Genomic DNA, 20,330 nt, shown 5'->3' on the forward strand with positions numbered 1-20,330 from the left:
CCTTATCTTTCATCAAGCACAAGTGTGATGTGGCTCATTCTCTTCTCGATCCTGTAAGCCCTGCCCTGTGCTCTAGGTCTGATTCTCTTCATTGTTGGTCCCTTATTTGCATAAGCCTCTGCAATATAAAGGTTCTCAGCATTCATACCATTGTTGTTCTCAGCATTTGCGATTGCTGACTCTAACAGTTTCTTTATAATACTTGAAGCATATCTTGGATTGTAAGTTAAAATTCCAAGTGCTGTTGTTACATCCTTACCTCTGATGGCGTCCAGTACGAAGCATGCTTTCTGAACAGAAACCCTAGCATAGGATAACTTTGCTGAAGGTCTTGTGTCCTTGTTAGCATTTCTCTCTCTCTTGATCTGGGATCTATGTCCTTTTGCCATGGATGAACCCTCCTTTCAAATTAGCCTTATTTATCTCACTCTTGATTTCTTTTCGTCTTTTCCATGTCCTCTGTATGTTCTGGTTGCTACGAACTCACCGAGTTTGTGTCCAACCATATCTTCCGTCACATATACCGGCACATGTTTTCTTCCGTCATGAACGGCGATCGTGTGTCCTACCATGCTCGGGAAGATCGTAGAACGGCGAGACCATGTCTTGATAACGGACTTCTCTCCGGATGCGTTCATTGCATCGATCTTTTTAAGCAGGCTTGCGTCTGCGAATGGTCCTTTTTTAAGTGAACGAGCCATTAGTTCTACCTCCTTGTGAAACTATTTATTTGATTCCTTTACCGTCACGTCTTCTTACGATCAGCTTGTTAGAATGTTTATTCTTCTTGCGGGTCTTAAGACCAAGAGCCGGTTTGCCCCAAGGTGTACACGGACCCGGACGGCCGATACCGGTCTTACCTTCACCACCACCGTGCGGATGGTCATTCGGGTTCATAACAGAACCGCGCACTGTAGGGCGGAAGCCCATGTAGCGTTTACGTCCCGCTTTACCGATGTTGATCAGGTTGTGATCTCCGTTTCCTACCACACCGATAGATGCGCGGCACTCGATCGGAACCATTCTCATTTCACCAGATGGAAGTCTGAGGGTTGCATATTTTCCTTCTTTAGCCATTAACTGGGCGCTGTTTCCAGCGGAACGAACAAGCTGTCCGCCCTTGCCCGGGTAAAGCTCAATGTTGTGGATCTGTGTACCAACCGGGATGCGTGAAAGCGGCAGGCAGTTTCCTACTCTTACCTCAGCCTCAGGTCCGTTCATGACTTTCATGCCATCTGTCAGTCCCTGGGGTGCCAGGATGTATGCTTTCTCACCATCCTCGTAGCAGATCAGCGCGATGTTTGCAGATCTGTTCGGATCGTACTCAATACCAACTACTGTAGCCTGGATACCATCTTTTCTTCTCTTGAAATCGATGATCCTGTATTTTCTCTTAGCTCCGCCTCCGCGGTGTCTTACTGTAATCTTTCCCTGATTATTACGTCCTGCCTGGCTGCTCTTGGAAGCAAGCAGAGATTTCTCTGGAGTCGTCTTTGTGATTTCAGCGAAATCAGATCCAGTCATCTGTCTTCTGGAAGGCGTATATGGGTTATAGGTTTTAATTCCCATGATTGCTTCTCCTTTCAATGCTAATTATTTGTGTCACGGAATTGCACCGTATATCCGCGATAAGCAGAGTGAGAATTATTGCGGATAAGACTGCCACGCTTGCGTGAGCAGGCTTATGCGAAATAATTTGAGCGTGTAACGCGACTGAGGGACCGCAGGTCCCGAGGTCACGCTGCTTATCGCTGTGGATCCATTGGAGTTATCCGCAATGGATTTACAGGTTCGCTCAACTAGGCTCGAAAGCACCTCGCCAAGTTTCGCGAACGGGGTCCGACTAAGCTTCAGCCTTCGCTATCGCTCGCCTTCAGCAAGTCTTATAACCCCTCGAAAATCTCAATGTCAGCGCTCTCCTCTGTCAGCTGAACGACAGCTTTCTTTGTCTTTGCTGTCTTGCCGAACTGCATGGTTCCGCGGACTCTTCTTCTCTTTCCTTCGTTGTTCATGGTGTTCACGCTCTTAACTTTTGTTCCGGCGAACATCTTCTCAACGGCCTCTTTGATCTGAGATTTTGTAGCCTCTGTGTGTACGAGGAATGTATATTTCTTCTCGCCCATCAGCTCCATACTCTTCTCAGTCACTACTGGTTTAAGGATTACATCATAATATTTGATATCAGCCATTATGCGTACACCTCCTCGATACTAGCAACAGCAGCTTTTGTTGTGATCACTGTGTTGTATTTTAAGATGTCGTACACATTAATTGTATTTGTCTTTGTGGTCTTTACATCAGCGATATTCTTTGCAGAAATCTCAGCGTTTGTATTTCCGTCTTCTAATACGACTAATGCTTTCTTCACATCCAGGTTCTTCAGAACATTTGCAAAGTTCTTTGTCTTGTGATCTGCAAATGCGATCTCATCGATAACGATGAACTTGTTCTCCGCAACCTTAGCAGAAAGTGCAGACTTGAGAGCAGCTCTCTTCTCTTTTCTGTTCATTTTGAAAGAGTAATCTCTCGGAACCGGTGCGAATACTACGCCGCCGCCTGTCCACTGGGGAGCTCTTGTTGAACCCTGTCTTGCGTGACCTGTTCCCTTCTGCCTCCACGGTTTTCTTCCGCCACCGGAAACCTCTGAGCGAGTCTTCGCTTTCTGTGTTCCCTGACGATTATTTGCAAGCTGGCTTACAACTGCCATGTGTACCAGGTGGTCATTTACTTCCACGCCGAATACAGCATCGTTCAAGTCGATCGTACCAACTTCTTTACCTTCGATATTGTAAACAGATACGTTTGCCATCTTAAGTGTTCCTCCTTCCTCGCAAAAACTAGTTAGCAGCTTTCACTGTTTCTTTAATAGTTACCAGAGATTTCTTCGGTCCCGGTACAGAACCCTTGATGAGCAGCAGGTTGTTCTCTGCGTCTACACGCACAACCTCAAGATTCTGAATTGTGATCTTCTTGTTCCCCATCTGTCCAGGCATCTTCTTGCCCTTGAACACCTTGCTCGGATCAGATGCAGCTCCGTTGGAACCTGCGTGACGGTGGAACTTGGAACCATGAGCCATGGGTCCTCTGTGCTGTCCGTGTCTCTTGATCGCGCCCTGGAAACCTTTACCTTTGGAGATTGCTGTAGCGTCTACTTTATCGCCAACCTCAAAGATGTCAGCCTTGATCTCCTGTGCCGGAGCATACTCCTGTGCGTTCTCAAATCTGAACTCTTTTACGTATCTCTTTCCAGAAACACCGGCCTTTGCGAAATGTCCCTGCTCAGCCTTTGTCAGGCCGTGGCGGTGAACGATCTCTTTCTTGCCGCTTTTATCTTTGTTGATGATCTTGTCTTTCTTGTCAACAAATCCAACCTGAACTGCATCGTAACCGTCGTTTTCAACTGTCTTAACCTGTGTTACTACACAAGGACCAGCCTGAAGAACTGTTACAGGTGTCAGCACGCCGTCTTCGTTGAAGATCTGTGTCATTCCGACTTTTGTAGCTAAGATAGCTTTCTTCATTATAAATACCTCCTGTGATTTACAGCGGAACACCTTTTGGTGTTCATCCTAAATTTTAGGAATACTGCTTTTGTGATTGATGCAGAGCTTATTTGCTCTTCATTTTGATATCAATATAAACACCAGCCGGCATCTCCAGTCTTGACAGAGCGTCTACTGTTTTCTGTGTCGGTGTGATGATATCAATCAGTCTTTTGTGAGTTCTCTGCTCGAACTGTTCTCTGGAGTCTTTGTACTTGTGAACAGCACGCAGGATCGTAACTACTTCCTTCTTTGTCGGAAGCGGTACAGGTCCGCTCACCTTTGCTCCATTTTTCTTTACAGTTTCGATGATCTTTTTCGCGGATGCATCAACAAGCTGATGATCATACGCTTTGAGTGTGATTCTCATTACTTGACTTGCCATAAAAAAAGTCGCCTCCTTTTCGTACTTTTGTTTTCAGTACGACAAGCGGTGACTGTACACTCTCCCGTGTGTGTCGTGAGAAACACGCACGTTGTTACTGCATCTCAGCAGCTGTTATAGTAGTTTCGTACAGTGACTTGTCGCCAGTTTCCTAACTTGACATTCGCTCCACGGAAAACCCGCCCTCACTTATGACTTTGCCGGGGCGGCAACCTCACGCTTCACAGCTATCATGTCACAGCCGTTTTATTATATATGAAATGCCTTGTGTTTTCAAGTGTTTTTTTACTTTTTTTTAATAATTCATCTTATATAGATATTTTACTTGTTTTTTTCCCTCTCATCCTCTACCATTTACTATCATGGCACCCTATTAAAATACATTATATATAGAAGGAAAGCAAGTTATGGATATCAAAAGATGGAAAGTTATGCTGGCTGTTGACGACTACGGCAGCTTCACCCGGGCGGGCGAGGCCCTGGGCTACACCCAGTCCGGCGTCACACAGATGATGAAAGCCCTGGAGAAGGAGGTCGGTTTTTCGCTCTTTATAAAAGGAAAGAAGGGCGCCGTCCTGACCCCCGAAGCTCAGTCTCTGATCCCCTCCGTCCGGGCACTCCTCAGTGCGGATGAGGTTGTCCGCCAGGAGATATCCTCTCTGAAGGGGACTCCCACCGGCACCATAACGATCGGTACATACTTAAGCTGCTCTATCCACTGGATCCCGGAGATCATCCAGAAATTCAGGGAGAGCCACCCGAATATCGTCTTCAAGGTCATAGAGGGGGCCGAGGACGACCTTCCGGACTGGATCCAGGAGCGCCGGGTGGACATTGGATTCCTCAGCCACCAGGAGGGACATCATTTTCAGTTTCTGCCGGTCATGGACGATGAGCTTTTCGCTGTTCTCCCCAAGGGTCATCATCTCGAAGGCTGCAGCTCTGTCCCCATGGAAAAATTCAGCGGCGCTCCCTTTGTCACGACAGAATATGCGCCTGGCAGCGACATCTACAGGATCCTGAAGGAATTTCACATCAGACCTGACATCCGCTTTCTCTCCATCAACGAGTTCTCTGTCCTCTCCATGGTGGAGCACGGACTGGGCATCACCATCCTCCCCGGCCTCCTCCTGCGGGGGCAGACCGGCAGCTTTGTAAAACGCAGGCTGGAGCCGCGCTCCTTCCGCCGGCTTGGGCTGGGCTACTCTTCCTACGATGACCTCTCTCCTGCTTCCAGGATCTTTCTGGAATACGCAAAAAGCTTTCTTCTGGATGACTGATCTTTTGCGCGCAAAACATTAGTTATTCTAATGCTGGCATTAACTTTTTTCATGTTTTTATTGACATCTCGCCTCTTTTCATCATATACTAGAAGGGAGGATTGAGATGTAACGGTGCTCTCGCAAATGCTGAGAGTGCCGTTTTTTTATTTTCTCCCTCGATCAAGGGAGGCACAGAAGGCAGAAACAGCCAACTCCCGAAAGAAAGGAAGTATCTTTATGAGTAATCAGACAAACCAGGAAACTCGTCAATGGGGCTCCCGATTTGGCTACCTCATGGTTGCCGCCGGCGCTGCGATCGGCCTTGGAAACATCTGGAGATTCCCCTATCTTGCCTACCAGGGGGGCGGTGGTGTATTTCTTGTGGTCTACATCATCGTGGTAGCACTGATCGGTCATCCCATGGTACAGATGGAGACTGCCATCGGCCGCTATACAGGCAAGGATGCGGTCAGCGCCTTCCAGCGCATCAACAAAAAGTGGGGCTTTGCAGGCTGGATGGCCAATGTCTGCACTCTGATGATCAACATGTACTACGTCGTTGTGGGAGGCTGGGTTGCCAAGTACGCGTTCCAGTATCTCACAGGCGGCGACTTCGGCGCTGACAAGCAGGCCTATTTCGACAGCTTCACCTCCTCGACCGTAGAGCCCATCGTCTGGGCCATGATCCTCCTTCTGTTCGTCTCGGTGCTTCTGTATTTCGGCATCACCAACATTGTGGAGAAGATCTCCAAGGTCATGCTGCCGCTCCTCTTTGCCCTGCTCATCATCTGCGGCATCTGGGCCTTCTTTGTAAATGAGAACGCCATCGAGGGCGTGAAGTATTACCTGCTTCCTGATTTCAGCAAGTTCAGTTTCACCACCTTCGCCCAGGCAGCGACGCAGGTGCTGTTCTCCGTGGGCATCGGCTGGGGCCTCTATGTGACCCTGGGCGCCAACATCCCCAAGCAGAACAACCTGAAGAGCGACGCAGTCATGGTCTCCGTCTTTGACACGGCCGCCGCGATCCTGGCCGGCTTCGTCATCGTTCCCTCCGCCTTTTCCGGCGGCGTGGACATCGAGTCCGCAGGCCCCAGTCTTGTGTTCAATGTCATGACGGACATCTTTGAGAAACTGCCGGGCGGCCGGATCATCGGCTTCTGCTTCTTCCTGGCCATCCTCTTCGCCGTGATCTCCTCGCTGTTCAGCTTCTTCGAGATCTCTGTGCGCACCTTTGAGGATAACCTGCACATGGGACGGCTGAAGGCCTCCGTCACGACGGCTGTCATCGTCGGCATCGGCAACATCTTCGCCTCCCTCGGTTTTGGGCTCTTAAGCGGTGTGAAGCTTCCCTGGATCGATGCAGGCGGCTTCAAGACCCTGGGCATCTACGACTGGCTGGACACCTTCACAGCCTACCTCCTAATGCCCATCGGCTGCATCCTCGTCTGCATCTTCATCGCGAAAGTATGGGGCTTTAAGAACTACGAGAAGGAGGCCACCAACGACGGAAAGTTCGGCCATGTGAACACCTATGAAAAGTTCCTGACCGTCTTCGTGGTTCCCTTCTTCATGATCATCATCCTGCTGACCGTGTTCGGCTTCATCAAATAAGAGCGGAAGCAGTAATTTGAACAATCAGGCGTTTGTTTTTATCGCTCAAATTAGACAGAATGCTCAGTTTCAGTTGACTTGTTAATTTTTTGATGATACAATGGCAGTGATAACCGGGTTCGCCTCCGCTATAATCGGGGGTAGCTTTAGGGGGGCGGGCTCTGAAACAATTTTTATTCATAATCTGGAGGGATGTTTTTATGGCAATGTACATCATGAAAGGGTTATGCGTGATCGGTATCATCCTGAACATTGTTCTGATGATCCGCAAGAACAAAGAGCTCCGCGCCAACCCTGAGAAAGACCCTGAAATCGGTTTAACCGGCGAGGAACTGTGGCAGAGAGGTAAACAGCCGAAGAACCTTGTCGCAACGATCATCACCGGTTTTGTAGCGAACTTCCTGGATACCCTTGGAATCGGTTCCTTCGCTCCGTCATCTGCTTCCTTTAAGCTGACGAAGTCTGTAGACGATATCCTGGTTCCCGGTACTCTGAACGTAGGCGACACTGTTCCTGTATGTGTGGAGGCTTTCCTGTTCTTCGGTTTCGTAGATATGGATATCCTGACACTGGTTCTGATGCTGGTTGCTTCCGTAGTCGGATCCTTCGTAATGGCTGACATCGTAACAAAGTTCGACAGAAAGAAAGTTCGTTACGCACTGTTCATAGGTCTGTTCATCCTGGCTACCGTGATCCTGATGAAGGTTATGGCCATCGGACCGTTCGGTACGATCGGTACAGAGCTCGGACTTCGTGGAGCGAAGCTCGTGATCGCTGTTGTCGGCAACTTCATCTTCGGCGCTCTGATGAGCATCGGCGTTGGTCTGTACGCTCCTTGTATGGCTATGGTTCTGGCTCTTGGTATGGATGCCGGATGCGCATTCCCCGCTATGATGGGTTCCTGCGCATACCTGATGGCATTCGGCAATGGCCCGAAGTTCATCGCTCAGGGAAGATACGACATGGTTGCATGCTGGACACAGGCTATCTTTGGAGCCATCGGCGTTTACTGCGCATACGCTTTCGTATCCAGTCTGCCGCTTGACGTACTTACAAAGGTTATCGCTGTTATCGTTTACATCACAGCATTCCTGTACCTGCACGACGCTATCAAGAAAGGTTCTGCAGCGTAAGCAGACTCATAAAAACTGCATATTGAAAGAAAAAAAGGTTCTGCGTGGTCATCCCACACAGAACCTTTTTCTTATCTTCTTTCTTTTTCTCTCTCCTGCGCCTCGATCCGCATCCGCGTGATGTGGCCGCGTATCTGCATTCCAAAGTTCTTAAACCGGTTCCAGAGCCCCACAGGCAGCCAGCGGTAATCCGCGCCGCTCTTCTCAAGGATAAACTCCTTAAATTCCCTCTCCTCACCTTCGGTAAAATTTGCCTTCGGCAGGATCAGCAGATCGTCCTCGTTCATACCTACGTAGTATGTCTTTTCATCCTCCCAGATCCGGTAGATCGTCTTGTAGTAACCCATATTGTCCACAGACCCGTTCTGCCGCACCCGCACGCCTGTATTGCCGAACAGGTAGGTGAGCTCCTCGTTTTCCTTCACCGCCGGGTCCCCTCTCATCGTGCCAAGCGCCAGATACTGCCGGAACAGTCCCGTCGCAACAAGCAGGGCGCCCACGCCGTAGCAGACGATCACGCCGGGCAGCGCCATATTCTTTACCAGAGTCGGCACAAGCGCCAGCAGGATGCCCGTCATAACCAGGTTGAAGGTGACACGCGGGTGTTTCACCCGGTTATAGAATTTGATATATTTCATCATCATGGCCTTGTCCCGCCGGATGTCCACCACATACCGGTTCTTCCGCGGATCGGCCGCCGTCTGCTGCTCCATTTTCACTTCTTCCAATTTCTCTATTCCTCCCTTTCGTTTCGACAGGATTGCCGTCTCGTGGATATTATACCACATCTCCGGGCATATGCCTACAGAAAGTGCGGTCTGCCGTCGCTTTTGTCTGATAAAGTGATAATACGTCACTTTATTAAATTTATACAAATTCAGCATCTGACAATACACTTTATTTGTATAAACATACAATTTTTCCCCACCTTCTCCAGGTGTCTTGACACCCGGGCCATCTTGTGCTATAGTTAACCCGATCTTAATAAAGGTTGCAGTTGCAGTTAATCCAGTGCCGACCGTTTTCCCCAAGAATGATCCTGCACTGGAGAGCTACAATTTATATATACTTTTTTCTCCATAAGGAGAGACTTTTCCCCAGCTTTGTATATATACATACAAACTGCAATGCAACGAGGAAAAACCTCTCAATGACATACCAAGAAGAAAGGGCACGACATGAGCAGATGTCGTGCTTTTTCTTTTCTGTTTTTCCATGGTTTAAAATTTATCTGTGCTGCTCCATCTTTCTCATCTTGAGTTTCAGCAGCGCAAGCGCTTTCTTGCAGTCCAGCTCAACCATATTGTTTTCCCCAACCACATTGGTCTCTGTGCCGTCCGCGCTCTTATTGATATCGATGATACCGTCCAGATAATCGTTGGTAACGACAAACTGGGCCACTGTACCACTGAAGTTCAGACCAGTAACAGCTATTCCCCTTGTACCAAGCTGCTCGCATGTATTTGTAAAGTCCACATCGCTGTTTCCCCAGCCGTCGGAGGAAATAATCACACCGTCCGCGCGCATGGCTTCTGCCCACACAGCTGTTCTTGTTCCCACAAGCATTTTATCTACGTTATCGTCCGGTGTTCCCACAATGACAATACCCATCAGATCCACGTCCGTGTCCTGAGAAACCACATCCAGAAGCGGGTCTCTGAAATGATGAAGTGATGTTTCTTTTGTTGATGGTCCGATACCCATACTGTTCACCTCCTACTGCATGGAACGGATAATTCCGTCTCTGTATTCATTGGGCGTAACAAGGATCGGCATATTGCCCATATCTATGATGGAACGTCCGCCTTCCACACCTGATGGCTCTTTCGCAAACAGATGCGTATCGTACATAGCGCCCTGTCCGGCCACCTGTTTTACAATAAGTACTCTCTTCTTGCCAGGTCTCACGATATCGTGGTACTCGTGGCGCTCTGTGCATTTTTCGCCCTTGAATTTCTTCAGCTTCTCGCGGTATGTCTGGATAAACTTATCACACGCTCTGTGAGCGGCTGTCGGGCCGGGTCTCTCCTGTCCCATTCCCTCTTTCAGCGTAACATCAAAGGAGATGATATAGTCATCGTCACCCGGTGTTCCTGCTCTGTTCAGATAAAGCTGATCCTTCAGATTTCCCTCAGAAGATCCGAATTCGTGGCACTGTTTTCCAACTGTATCTACACCAGTCAGGATCACATATACTCCTGTGACTGTGTGGGTGATGCCCTCTCCGATCTTTCCGAGAACTTTTGTGGAAATCGGAATGATATCCATGATCGTATTTGTCCAGCGGTCGTGATCTCCCGGTTTGATGATCTGAATATCGATCTTCTCGATACAGTCTTTCTCCTCAGCAGCAAGCCCGTCCAGCATCTCTTTGCTGACAGTCATGTGCCCATCCACCGTGATATCGTTGTGCTCTCCCCACTCCACATCAGTCATATGGAATGCTTTGATCACAAGGCGGCGTAAATCTTTTACCTGTTCTGGCATTTTTCCACCTCCGTTACATTGTTATAATGTTAACATCTCATTTTTACAAAAAGGGCAGATGCTAAAACATCTGCCCTTAAAATCCTGTCTAGCGTTTAATCCAATATCTCAAATATTAGATCTTAGCAACGTATTCATACGGCAGCGGTACGATCGTTCCAGGTGTCTGGATCTTGATTAACTGCTCAAGAGTAGCTTTTACGATCTGTGTCTGCTGTTCTACGTTGTGAGGACCACCCGCATTAGCACCCATAGGTACTAACGGAGCTACCGCACGAGGAGTTCCGGTCTGACGTACAACCGGAGGAAGAGCTGCAATAATGATTGTAGGAATTCCAGCCTCTTCAATCGCTCTCTGCACCAGTACTGCAGAGCGGTGGCAGGTACCTCAGCCAGCGGTGAGGATTACTGCGTCAACATCCTCTTCTGTAAACATTTTAGCGATAGCCGGACCAGTCTCGTGTTTGAACTTCTCCTGGTTTCCGCCGCCGCCCATGAAACCTGCATGTACCGGAGCGCAAGCTCTGATAAATCCTTCTGCTGCAAGTTCATGAATTCTGTCGATGGGGAACATACAATTGATGTCTTTGTTAACATCACTGTTGTCATATCCACCGTGTGATACCATCAGCTCGCTGGATGGTGTTGTGTTCTCTATCTTTCTCCATGTGAAGTCACCGGCAAGATTAAATCTCTCCTGTGATTTCTTATGAACACCAGCCGCTGTTGCAAGAGCGATTGACATATCTTTCAGCTCTTTTGTAACAGGCGCCCATACTGCAGGAGGAGTAATAGGAACGAAAATTTCAGATTGTAAACCTTTAACAACCGTTAAACTCATTTTGAAACCTCCTTATTCTCCAATTGTCCACGCATCTTTTCCTGATTGCGTCGTTCTTTCTCTATATTGCTGACATATTTCTCATTTACTTCAGGACCGAGCTGCTCCGGAAAACTCATGTTCCATCCAAACTCCTGTCCCACTTTCGGCTCTGTGTCGCATATGAACATCCGCTTCGGAGCCTTGAAGAATCCAAGACGTCCTTTCAGATCCACGCTGATGCTGCAATCGTCAACATCCACGACAACGCCTTCCATGTAAATGATCCTGTCGCCATAGTGCAAGCGTTCGTTATTCATGAAACCGCCTCTGATTAGTCGTATTTTTCCTTACGTTTCTGGCTCATCGGCAGGGACTGCTCATTATCAACAAGCTCTACCTTCTTGCCGTATGCACCCTCGATCAGCTCTACGTTTGTAGACTTAACGTTCGGGTTCCACTTCTTCTCAGCAGCTTTCACTTCCTCGCCTGCCATAGCTGTCTTCAGCATAGCAAGTGCACGGATAGCATCCTCTTCACACAGAGTGTTGCATCCAAGAACTTCGTTCTCGATACCGGACTCGGATTTGTTGTTGTCAACCATGTATGTCATGTACTTGTTACCAACAACGAGAGCACCCTGTACTGCACAGTAGGACATTCCAACTGTCGGAACGCCTCTCATACCGATCTGCTCGATATGGCTTGCGAAGTCGATGTGGTTGTTTCCGAAACCTTCCGTTGTAACGAATGCTCCGTCAACGTCCATCATCTCTACCGTATGTCCTACACGTTTGGATACGTAGAATTTCTCAGCGTTGATCTGCGGGCTTCCTACGAATACTACACCGCAAAGGTCAACTTCCGGATCATGCAGAGCCTCAAGTACGAGCGGCTCTCTCCAGTAATGTCTGGACATCTCTTTGGATGCAGGTCCGATACATGTCAGAGCATGGATACAGCCATCCAGAACCTCAAGCGGAGATACGCATACAGGAACATTTCCTAAGTCAACGTTTGCTCTTGCTCCAAGGATACCAACCGGCTCTACAGGAAGGATGAAGTTGTCATGCATAGCTCCCTGTCCCATGATCTCTTTTACGATAACGACTTTCTTCTTGCCAGGACGACGAACCTGTTTCAGTTCCTGAGTCTCAGCAACAAGGCTCTCGTCAAGCTCTTTCATAACCTCGCGGATTTCCTGTGTAATAACATCAAATGCTGTGTGAGCAGCCATAGGTCCACGACGCTCCATGTTTGTCTTCTCCTGGATAACGATGTTACCCTTGATGAAGATCTCGCCTTTATCCGGGCATCCCGGACGGCCCCACATGATGTTCTCATCCAGATATCCTTCGGAAGAACCGAACTCACCGATCTGAACTCCGCCTTCATCTGTACCTGTCAGCATCATAACAACACCGTCAAGGACACGTGTTACACCTGTACCAAGGTCAGCATCGCCCTCTTTTGTAGCGATCGGCTGTACGTCCATGATTGTCTCAGAATATGTGTGGTATTTGTCAGGAGTGATGATCTCCAGGTGGAAATCTTTAACCAGTTCCTGGTTGTCGATTACTTCCTGCTCAATTCCCTCACGGATGTAAAGAGTTGTTCCCTCGATCTTTGTCTCAGGTCCTCTCTTAACTTCTGTGATCTTGAAATGTTTTCTTGTTAAGGTTCTTACTACCTTCTCTTCCTCTGCCTCAGCTGCCGGTGCTGCTGCGCCTGCAACTGCTGCCTGTGCTGCGGGGATCTCTGCTACTGCAGCTCCGCCGTTTCCAAGTGCTCCTACCGGGATCTCAAGGTCGATGTCCTTTCCTTCTCCGATGTGGATCTTCAGCATACCGCCTGCTGCAACCGGTGCTGCTGCCGCCGGTGCTGCTACAGGTGCTGCCTCCTCCTCTGCAGGAGCTTCCTCTGCTACTGGTGTGCTTGGTGCTTTTGCTCCCTCTACTTTGTCTGCAGTAAGCGGGCAAAGAGAATCGCAGGTCTCTTTCAGTTTCGCACCTAAAACTTCCTCGATGGTAAGGCATCCATCAAGGTTCAGTAATCCTGAATCTACAAGATCGTCAAAGATTGCCGGATCTTCCAGATTAGCTGGCTCGATTGTAATGCCGCCTTCGGCTCTACAACAAAGTACTGCAGGATCATGTGCATGTGCTTTAGCTGTTTCAGCTGTGATTGACATATTTTTTCCCTCCTTGTTTTGTTGCCTGTGGATATCCCTTAAGGGATACCCCGTTTTTTATCCATGCTTTGCACGGATAAGGGTGTATATTTGCAGCCGCCGATAAACAAAAGAACACCTCTCATTTTTTCTCACCTGCGGAAGTATCGGGGTAGCTCCCGCAGGGTTTATCCGCGACAGAAATACCGTTTTTTTTAGAAATCGATATCCTGGCTTACTTCTTTGGATATCTTCAGTGTTCTGTAAAGAGGATGTCCAATTGTCCTCATTACGTGGTCTGTCTGATGGAAGACTTTCAGTCCCATCTTCGGGCCGGAAGCCATAACTGTGTTGGAGCAGTCAGAGCAGTTACCGATGATGATGTACTCGCATCCGTCTTTCTTGAACTGCATGTTGTTCTTAACCTGTCCAGGACAGTTACCAGGTCTTAAGCATTTCAGCGGAGCGCCCGGCTTGTTCTCGATAGCCTGTTTGCATCTGCATACAGATATGACATTGGCATTCATCTTGGAAGCGATCTCACGCATACGCTCCTCGCTTCCGCCGCAGGCACAGACAAGAAGTCCTGTCTTTGCGCCGTGGAGATCCGGGAATTCCATTGTCACAAGGATACCGCCGGTAGTCTTTGTGATAGGAGCATCCAGTTCTGTGGATTTCCCTGTGAAAGCTCCTCCCATGATGATCTCGCCGTACTCGCCGTCAATACCGCCAGCCTTCTCGATCAGCTCTCCAACGCTTACACCAACCGGAACATCCATGAATACGTGTGCTTCATTGCCGCCCACCAGTTTGCCGCGAACGGTTACGTTCTTTGTGATGCATGGTTTTCTCTCATCGATAGCTTCTGCTACTTTTGCAACTGTCTCCAGGTTTACAACCACGGATCTTGCTGCTGACGGAAGCTGTGTTGTCGTAAGGTTCACGCCAAGGCACTCTCTTACTACGGCACGCTCCTCGCCCATCGGATAGATATCTGCCATCATGTGCATGGAGATATCAGGCTCGCTCTTCAGAGCTGCATCCAGGATCTTGATGGCTTTGTGATGTTTCTTCTTAATAGCAAAGATTGCTTTGTCGGCATGTGTGATCTCCATACAGTATTTCACACCGCGGATCACTTTATCCGTCTGCTCCTCAAGCTGCTGGATGTTGTGCTCCAGTCCGGGCTCACACTCTGCCGCATTGATCAGGATGTAGCTGTGCTCCAGCTTGAATCCTTCCGGCAGCTCCGGGTTGATCTCCGGATCCATCTCACCCATGGGAGTCTCAGCAAGGTTGATGTTCAGCTTAATGCCTGTCGGGAAACCGGCGCCGCCCATTCCGACGATTCCTGCTTCCTTTACCATCTCAAGTTTTGTTCCCTCTTTGATAGGAACGAATTCTTCTTTCTGTTCTTCGTCTGGTTTGATGATGATGCGATCATCTGTCACTTCCTCTACCACACCGTAAACACTGGAAAAAATATTTGCCCCAAGTCCAGTCGGTGTGGCGATCAGTGTGCCTTTTTCCACTGCATCGCCGGCTTTCACGATAGCCTGGCATGGCGCGCCCACATGCTGGCGCAGTAAGATCTGTACATTTCCCATGACACTCTTCTCCTTTTCTTTTTTATTAAGCAAAAACAGATACGGTTCATCCGTTTCCATTTACTTATCACATTCAAAACTTCAAAAGAAGACTTATCGGTCAGATTAATAAATTTTATCTATAAATCGCTTCTGCTACTTTTTTAACAGAATACCGCTGTTTTCTGGCGGAGGCATGTGGGAATCGAACCCACCCAGGACGCTCCTAACGCCCTACACTAGTTTTGAAGACTAGGAGGCACACCAGTCACCCATCTACCCCCGTATTCATTTCTCATGCTCATTAACAATAGCACAGGTTTTTTCAGAATTCAAGCCTTTTCTGAACACTTATATATTAACAAAAAATCATTGACTTTTCAAGGCATTTACCCCATAATAGTGATTATAAAGATGAACTGCGTACTAGAATGCAGTCTAATCGTTAATTTCCTGTCATTCAGAGGGTGATTTTTGTATAAGGCACAGAGGAAACATGGGGGTTTTCAATGTGTTTTTATAAAAACTTATAGTTTTTGTCTATAAGGAAACATTTTAACAATTTAAGGAGGTAGTAATTATGGAGTTAAAAGCTAATGTTAACTTCGACCGCTTTGAGGCTGCACTTCAGGTAGTGGACGCTCACACTGAAGGAGAATTCTGCCGTGTAGTAATCGGTGGATTCCCGGAGCCAGAAGGCAACACAATGATCGAGAAAAAGAAATGGATGGAGAAGAATTACGACCAGGTTCGTACTGCTCTTATGTTCGAGCCAAGAGGACATCACGACATGTTCGGCGCTTTCCTCTGCACACCAGTTAACCCCGAAGCTTCCTTTGGTGTTATGTTCATGGATACAGGCGGATACCTGAACATGTGCGGACACTGCACCATCGGCGCTGTCACAGTTGCTGTTGAGGCTGGTCTTGTTGAGTCCCACGAGGGCGAGAACGACGTTGTTCTCGAAGCTCCTGCCGGACTGATCCGCACAAAAGCCATCGTTAAGAACGGTAAGGTTGAGAGCGTTACTCTGACAAATGTTCCTGCATTTGTTTACAAAGAGAACCAGAAAGTTACGATCGACGGCAAAGAGATCAACTTCACCATCTCCTTCGGCGGAAGCTTCTTCGCTCTGGTTGATACTGCACAGCTTGATATCGGAGAGATCAACGGAAAGACAGTTCCCGCTTACACAGAGCTGGGTATGAAGATGCTGGATGTCATCAACAAAGAGATCCCTGTAAAGCATCCGCTGCTTGACATTGACACCGTTGACCTTGTTGAGTTCTACGGACCTACTCCAAACCCGGACAAGGCTGACTTAAGAAATGTTGTTATCTTCGGCGATGCTATGGCTGACCGTTCACCATGCGGAACAGGTACAAGCGCTAAGCTGGCTACTCTTCATCACTGGGGAGAGATCAAAGTCGGCGAGGAATTCCGTTATGAGAGCTTCATGGGAAGCCTCTTCAAAGGCGTGATCAAAGAGACAACAAAGGTTGCTGACTATGATGCAGTTATCCCGATGATCACAGGAAGCGCATATCTGACAGGTGTCGCTACATACCTGATCGATCCGGAAGATCCGCTGAAATACGGCTTCCAGGTTGGCTAATCCAGGCAGAGCCGGGGATATTCAGAATATTCTTTATATCAGGACAATCAGGGAGAGCGGTTCGTACCGCTCTCCTTTTGCATTAACCTCTTTCAGAAAGGGATGAGAACATGGCAAGAAAACGGCAATCCACAAAGAGCCGGATCGTAAAGGCGGCGTGGAACCTTTTTTATAAAAACGGTTACGACAATACTACCGTGGAGGATATCATCAATGCTTCCAAGACCTCCAAGGGAACTTTTTACCACTATTTCAAGGGAAAAGAAGCGCTTCTGAACACGCTCTCCAACTTATTTGACCAGAAATACGAGGAACTGTCCGCCACCATCGAGCCGGGCATGAGCGTCTATGACAAGCTGCTCTTCTTGAACCATGAACTGTTCTTTATGATCGAAAACAGTGTGGATCTCCACCTGCTGGCTTACCTGTACTCCTCCCAGCTGATCACCAAGGACAAAAAGTCCCTCTCCGACAAAAAGAGGTTCTATTTCCAGTGGCTCACCCAGCTGATCCAGGAGGGACTGGACAGCGGGGAGTTTGCCGATACGTCAACAGCCGCTGAGCTGATGGATATCTACGCCATGTACGAGCGGGCTCTTTTGTACGACTGGGCCCTATTCAAGGGAAAGTTCTCCCTGACCGCCCGGAGCGACAAGCTGCTCCCCCATGTTCTGGATACGTTCCGCCAGGGCGTCTGACATTTCAACTGTCGGCCGCCGCGGATTTTACAAGACACAAAGAGAGACTGCAGGGCAACTTTGCCTCTGCAGTCTCTCTTTGCATTCTTTTTTCAATTGTCATTCCACAGGGAATGGGATCACACCATGCACTCGTGGAGAGCCTCACTCTCTATCCCCGCCTCCCCCATTACAGAAAGGATGGCTTCCCGCTCTTCCAGGGCCGCACACCACGCAAGGCCGCATCCGGCGGATATGGCTCTGGGCACAGGAATGAGACGGCCGGGGGCATTCTTTTCCTTGCACGTCTTCTCCATGGCCATGGCATCGGCTGTTGTGTGAAAAGTAACAACCAGTTTTAATTCTTTTTTTCTCATTATTCGATCACTACTTCAAAGCAACCGTCTTTCTCTGTTGACACTGCCTTCTTGCCGTGGTCTTTTGCGTATTTCTCCACGTTCATCTTCTGATGGGGCTCACTTACAAGCACCTTCACAGGGCCGTCTGCATTTTTGAGAGCCTCGGCGGTCAGCATCAAAGGTTCCGGGCAGGAAAGACCTCTTGCATCTACTTCCTTCATATTATTTTACCTTCTTTCTTAGAATAACATATCTGAAACTATTTTGCACTCTCTCTTTTATTTGTGAATGCAATGATAAAGCACACGATGATACAGATGATCACAGCTACTTTTCCGGCAGGTGTGGCTGCTCCTGCAACAACATCTCCCGTCTCTGCATTAAGGGCTGTACCGCTGGATGCAAGTCCAAGGTTGTGGCACAGTGCAGCTCCAAAGAACAGGCCAAGAACTGTCACCGCAGAGTCAGAAGATCCCTGTCCGGCAAGGACAAGCTGGCGCAGCGGGCATCCTCCTGCAAGTACAGCAGCAAAGCCTACTGCGTACATGCCCAGGATGTTCCACAGATGCTCAGAGTGGGCAATGATGCCCGGTGTATCAAATCCCAGTACGAAGTTTCCTGTTGCAATGTTGTAGATCAGCATCACAACAAAGAGTCCGACGATCACAGTGAGAAGATCAAAGTTCTTCATCAGGATCACGTCTCTGATGCTTCCTGCGAAGCACATTCTGGACTTCTGGGCAAATGCGCCGAAGATCAGTCCGCCGATCAGAGAGATGATAATGGGTGCGTGCATGCTTCCCGGGCCAGCCTCACTGGACTTAAGAAGCGTTGTGCACAGCGCCAGCAAAAGGATACCTACCATAATAGCCGGCAGCACTACGCCGCTGGACTTCTGGGTCTCATGTGCTCTTCCCAGGCTGAAGCCTTTTTTCAATGCAAAAGCTCCTGTAGCAACACCCAGGATAAATCCGATCAGTGCCACCCAGGCGTTCAGATCGCCTGCGGACATACGGATCACCATACGGAGCGGGCATCCAAGGAACACAAGGGAACCGATCATAATGACCATTCCAAGGACAAAACGGATCATAGGTGAAGATCCGGCTGTGGAACGGTACTCTTTTGTGGCAGCCGAGATCGCAAAGGCTCCGAGAACGATGCCAATGATCTCAGGACGTGCATACTGCACAGTGTCAGCCTGGTGCATGCCCAGGGCACCGGCTGTGTCGCGGACAAAGCAGGCGATACAGATCGCCATATTGGCCGGGTTTCCAAAGTATGCAAGTGCTGCCGCTACCAGACCGCATACCACCCCTGCCAGCGCAAGTTTTTTCTTTGAGTCTGACAAGTTAAAATTCATTTGTACTTCCTCCTTTACTCTCTTTCACTCAAGAAAACAGATTTACCGAAAAGCCTGCAGGAACTGCTATTCCTCATCCTGAGCAAGCTCGCGGATGGCTCTTATGGCCGTCTCTACCTCCTCATCTGTGGTATAGTGGGAAAAACTGAACCTTACCGCCCCCTGTTCCACCGTTCCGAGAGCCTGGTGCATCAGAGGCGCACAGTGTGCTCCGGGTCTTGTGGAAATTCCATATTCTGTAAGAAGTTCATCACCAACTTCCGAGGAGTCATAGTCACCGATATTGAGGGAGACGATAGGACATCTCTCCCCTCCGGAAAAATCTCCATACACAGTAATGCCGGGAATATCTTTTACTCCATGGTAGAAATTCCACATACATTCCTGTTCTCTTCTGCGGATCTTGTCTATGCCTGTCCGCTCAATGTACTCCACGGCTGCGTGGAGTCCCGCTATGCCGTGTCCGTTCATAGTACCCGCCTCCAGAGCTGTCGGCATCTGGGAGGGATGAGTCCTGCTGTAGGTCTGAACGCCGCTGCCGCCGCTTTTTAAGGGCCGAACCCTAACTCCTTCCCGCACATACATGCCGCCGGTCCCCTGGGGTCCCAGGAGGCCCTTATGGCCTGTAAAGCATAGGATATCTATATGCATCTTCTCTACATCAATAGGGAATACGCCTGCCGTCTGGGAGGCGTCCACAACAAAGAGCAGACCATGCCTTGCAGCAATCTCCCCGACTCTCTCAATGTCCACCAGATTGCCTGTCAGGTTGGACCCGTGTGTACACACAATGGCCTTTGTCTCCGGACAAATGGCTTTCTCAAAATCTTCATACTCAATGCATCCCTTTTTATCGCTTTCCACGATGGTCAGGCGGACACCCCTTTCCTCCATCTCATAGAGAGGCCGCAGCACGGAATTATGCTCCAGCATGGTGGTGATCACATGATCTCCGGGATTTAAGACTCCCTTGATAGCTATGTTCAGACTCTCTGTGGAATTGCTGGTGAACACCAGCTGACGGGGATCTTTCCCCCCAAAAAAGTGACAGAGCTTCTCTCTCGTGTCATATATCGTTCTCGATGCTTCCAGCGAGGCTGCGTGCGCTCCCCTGCCGGCGTTCCCCATGGACTGCATGGCTGTCACAACCGCCTGGATCACTTCCTCCGGTTTCTGCATCGTCGTTGCCGCGTTATCCAGATAGATCATTTTCATTCCCCCAATCTGTCTTCTGGCCTTTTACCTACTTAGTATACAGCTCTTTTATTCCTCGCGTCTAATCATTAAAATCAATATGTGTCATTCATATATCGTTTTTTT

The 20,330-nt window shown here is 48.7% G+C and carries 23 protein-coding genes and 1 tRNA gene; 5 read left to right on the forward strand and 19 right to left on the reverse strand.

The window, feature by feature from the left end; genetic code table 11:
* Positions 1-2 precede the first annotated feature (2 nt).
* From rplV to rpsJ, 7 genes are all read right to left on the reverse strand, one after another.
* On the reverse strand, positions 3-389 hold the full coding sequence (rplV, locus tag INF30_RS04705) for a 50S ribosomal protein L22 (RefSeq protein WP_076780556.1): 387 nt from the start codon (positions 387-389) through the stop codon (positions 3-5).
* A gap of 30 nt (positions 390-419) precedes the next feature.
* Entirely contained in the window at positions 420-701 is a 282-nt protein-coding gene (gene rpsS / locus INF30_RS04710; protein ID WP_076780555.1) for a 30S ribosomal protein S19, read from the reverse strand.
* A gap of 25 nt (positions 702-726) precedes the next feature.
* Positions 727-1,569 (reverse strand): 50S ribosomal protein L2, encoded by an 843-nt coding sequence (gene rplB, locus INF30_RS04715; protein WP_076780553.1) that lies wholly within the window; start codon positions 1,567-1,569, stop codon positions 727-729.
* A gap of 314 nt (positions 1,570-1,883) precedes the next feature.
* Positions 1,884-2,189, reverse strand: a complete 306-nt coding sequence (gene rplW / locus INF30_RS04720; protein ID WP_076780551.1) for a 50S ribosomal protein L23 — start codon at positions 2,187-2,189, stop codon at positions 1,884-1,886.
* Complete coding sequence (gene rplD, locus INF30_RS04725) at positions 2,189-2,809, reverse strand: 50S ribosomal protein L4 (RefSeq protein WP_076780549.1); 621 nt, start codon at positions 2,807-2,809, stop codon at positions 2,189-2,191. Before rplD ends, rplW begins: the two co-directional genes overlap by 1 nt.
* A 28-nt stretch (positions 2,810-2,837) precedes the next feature.
* A complete protein-coding gene (gene rplC / locus INF30_RS04730) occupies positions 2,838-3,521 on the reverse strand; it encodes a 50S ribosomal protein L3 (RefSeq protein ID WP_076780547.1) in 684 nt (227 codons plus the stop codon).
* A gap of 88 nt (positions 3,522-3,609) precedes the next feature.
* Positions 3,610-3,927, reverse strand: a complete 318-nt coding sequence (gene rpsJ, locus INF30_RS04735) for a 30S ribosomal protein S10 (protein ID WP_076780546.1) — start codon at positions 3,925-3,927, stop codon at positions 3,610-3,612.
* Between the two features lie 407 nt (positions 3,928-4,334).
* On the opposite strand from rpsJ, the gene INF30_RS04740 reads away from it, so the two are divergent.
* The 3 genes from INF30_RS04740 (at position 4,335) to INF30_RS04750 (ending at position 7,933) form a co-directional block, all read left to right on the forward strand.
* Positions 4,335-5,207: a LysR family transcriptional regulator gene (locus INF30_RS04740; protein ID WP_226394382.1), complete on the forward strand. Its 873-nt coding sequence runs from the start codon at positions 4,335-4,337 to the stop codon at positions 5,205-5,207.
* A gap of 219 nt (positions 5,208-5,426) precedes the next feature.
* Complete coding sequence (locus INF30_RS04745) at positions 5,427-6,800, forward strand: sodium-dependent transporter (protein WP_226394383.1); 1,374 nt, start codon at positions 5,427-5,429, stop codon at positions 6,798-6,800.
* Between the two features lie 200 nt (positions 6,801-7,000).
* Positions 7,001-7,933 carry a permease gene (locus tag INF30_RS04750; protein WP_226394384.1) on the forward strand — a complete coding sequence of 311 codons (933 nt, stop codon included), beginning with the start codon at positions 7,001-7,003 and terminating at the stop codon, positions 7,931-7,933.
* A 71-nt stretch (positions 7,934-8,004) separates the two neighbouring features.
* On the opposite strand, the gene INF30_RS04755 is transcribed toward INF30_RS04750, so the two are convergent.
* The 8 genes from INF30_RS04755 to INF30_RS04790 form a co-directional block, all read right to left on the reverse strand.
* On the reverse strand, positions 8,005-8,652 hold the full coding sequence (locus tag INF30_RS04755) for a YcxB family protein (RefSeq protein WP_226394496.1): 648 nt from the start codon (positions 8,650-8,652) through the stop codon (positions 8,005-8,007).
* Between the two features lie 508 nt (positions 8,653-9,160).
* Entirely contained in the window at positions 9,161-9,637 is a 477-nt protein-coding gene (locus tag INF30_RS04760) for a glycine/sarcosine/betaine reductase component B subunit (RefSeq protein ID WP_076780539.1), read from the reverse strand.
* Between the two features lie 12 nt (positions 9,638-9,649).
* Positions 9,650-10,420: a proline reductase cluster protein PrdD gene (gene prdD / locus INF30_RS04765; protein WP_076780537.1), complete on the reverse strand. Its 771-nt coding sequence runs from the start codon at positions 10,418-10,420 to the stop codon at positions 9,650-9,652.
* A 115-nt stretch (positions 10,421-10,535) separates the two neighbouring features.
* Positions 10,536-11,261 (reverse strand): D-proline reductase (dithiol) protein PrdB, encoded by a 726-nt coding sequence (prdB, locus tag INF30_RS04770; RefSeq protein ID WP_083582634.1) that lies wholly within the window; start codon positions 11,259-11,261, stop codon positions 10,536-10,538.
* Positions 11,258-11,560: a CBO2463/CBO2479 domain-containing protein gene (locus tag INF30_RS04775; RefSeq protein WP_083582632.1), complete on the reverse strand. Its 303-nt coding sequence runs from the start codon at positions 11,558-11,560 to the stop codon at positions 11,258-11,260. Before INF30_RS04775 ends, prdB begins: the two co-directional genes overlap by 4 nt.
* Before the next feature lie 14 nt (positions 11,561-11,574).
* A complete protein-coding gene (prdA, locus tag INF30_RS04780) occupies positions 11,575-13,431 on the reverse strand; it encodes a D-proline reductase (dithiol) proprotein PrdA (RefSeq protein WP_076780535.1) in 1,857 nt (618 codons plus the stop codon).
* A 194-nt stretch (positions 13,432-13,625) separates the two neighbouring features.
* Positions 13,626-15,017, reverse strand: coding sequence for a proline reductase-associated electron transfer protein PrdC (gene prdC, locus INF30_RS04785; RefSeq protein ID WP_076780533.1), 1,392 nt, complete (start codon positions 15,015-15,017; stop codon positions 13,626-13,628).
* A gap of 165 nt (positions 15,018-15,182) precedes the next feature.
* A tRNA-Sec gene (locus tag INF30_RS04790) sits at positions 15,183-15,280 on the reverse strand.
* A 296-nt stretch (positions 15,281-15,576) separates the two neighbouring features.
* Here INF30_RS04790 and INF30_RS04795 point away from each other — a divergent pair.
* Positions 15,577-16,611, forward strand: coding sequence for a proline racemase family protein (locus INF30_RS04795; protein ID WP_226394385.1), 1,035 nt, complete (start codon positions 15,577-15,579; stop codon positions 16,609-16,611).
* Positions 16,612-16,721: 110 nt separating this feature from the next.
* The gene (locus tag INF30_RS04800) at positions 16,722-17,309 is read left to right on the forward strand and encodes a TetR/AcrR family transcriptional regulator (protein ID WP_226394386.1); all 588 of its coding nucleotides are present in this window, start codon (positions 16,722-16,724) and stop codon (positions 17,307-17,309) included.
* 119 nt (positions 17,310-17,428) lie between these two features.
* On the opposite strand, the gene INF30_RS04805 is transcribed toward INF30_RS04800, so the two are convergent.
* The 4 genes from INF30_RS04805 to INF30_RS04820 form a co-directional block, all read right to left on the reverse strand.
* A complete protein-coding gene (locus INF30_RS04805) occupies positions 17,429-17,665 on the reverse strand; it encodes a DUF3343 domain-containing protein (protein ID WP_076780526.1) in 237 nt (78 codons plus the stop codon).
* On the reverse strand, positions 17,665-17,868 hold the full coding sequence (locus INF30_RS04810; protein WP_033124760.1) for a sulfurtransferase TusA family protein: 204 nt from the start codon (positions 17,866-17,868) through the stop codon (positions 17,665-17,667). Before INF30_RS04810 ends, INF30_RS04805 begins: the two co-directional genes overlap by 1 nt.
* A 38-nt stretch (positions 17,869-17,906) precedes the next feature.
* Entirely contained in the window at positions 17,907-19,010 is a 1,104-nt protein-coding gene (gene yedE / locus INF30_RS04815; protein WP_076780524.1) for a YedE family putative selenium transporter, read from the reverse strand.
* Between the two features lie 66 nt (positions 19,011-19,076).
* The gene (locus tag INF30_RS04820; protein WP_226394387.1) at positions 19,077-20,219 is read right to left on the reverse strand and encodes an aminotransferase class V-fold PLP-dependent enzyme; all 1,143 of its coding nucleotides are present in this window, start codon (positions 20,217-20,219) and stop codon (positions 19,077-19,079) included.
* Between the last annotated feature and the right edge of the window lie 111 nt (positions 20,220-20,330).

It is taken from the genome of Claveliimonas monacensis (genome assembly GCF_014982975.1).
Classification (GTDB): Bacteria; Bacillota; Clostridia; order Lachnospirales; family Lachnospiraceae; genus Claveliimonas; species Claveliimonas monacensis.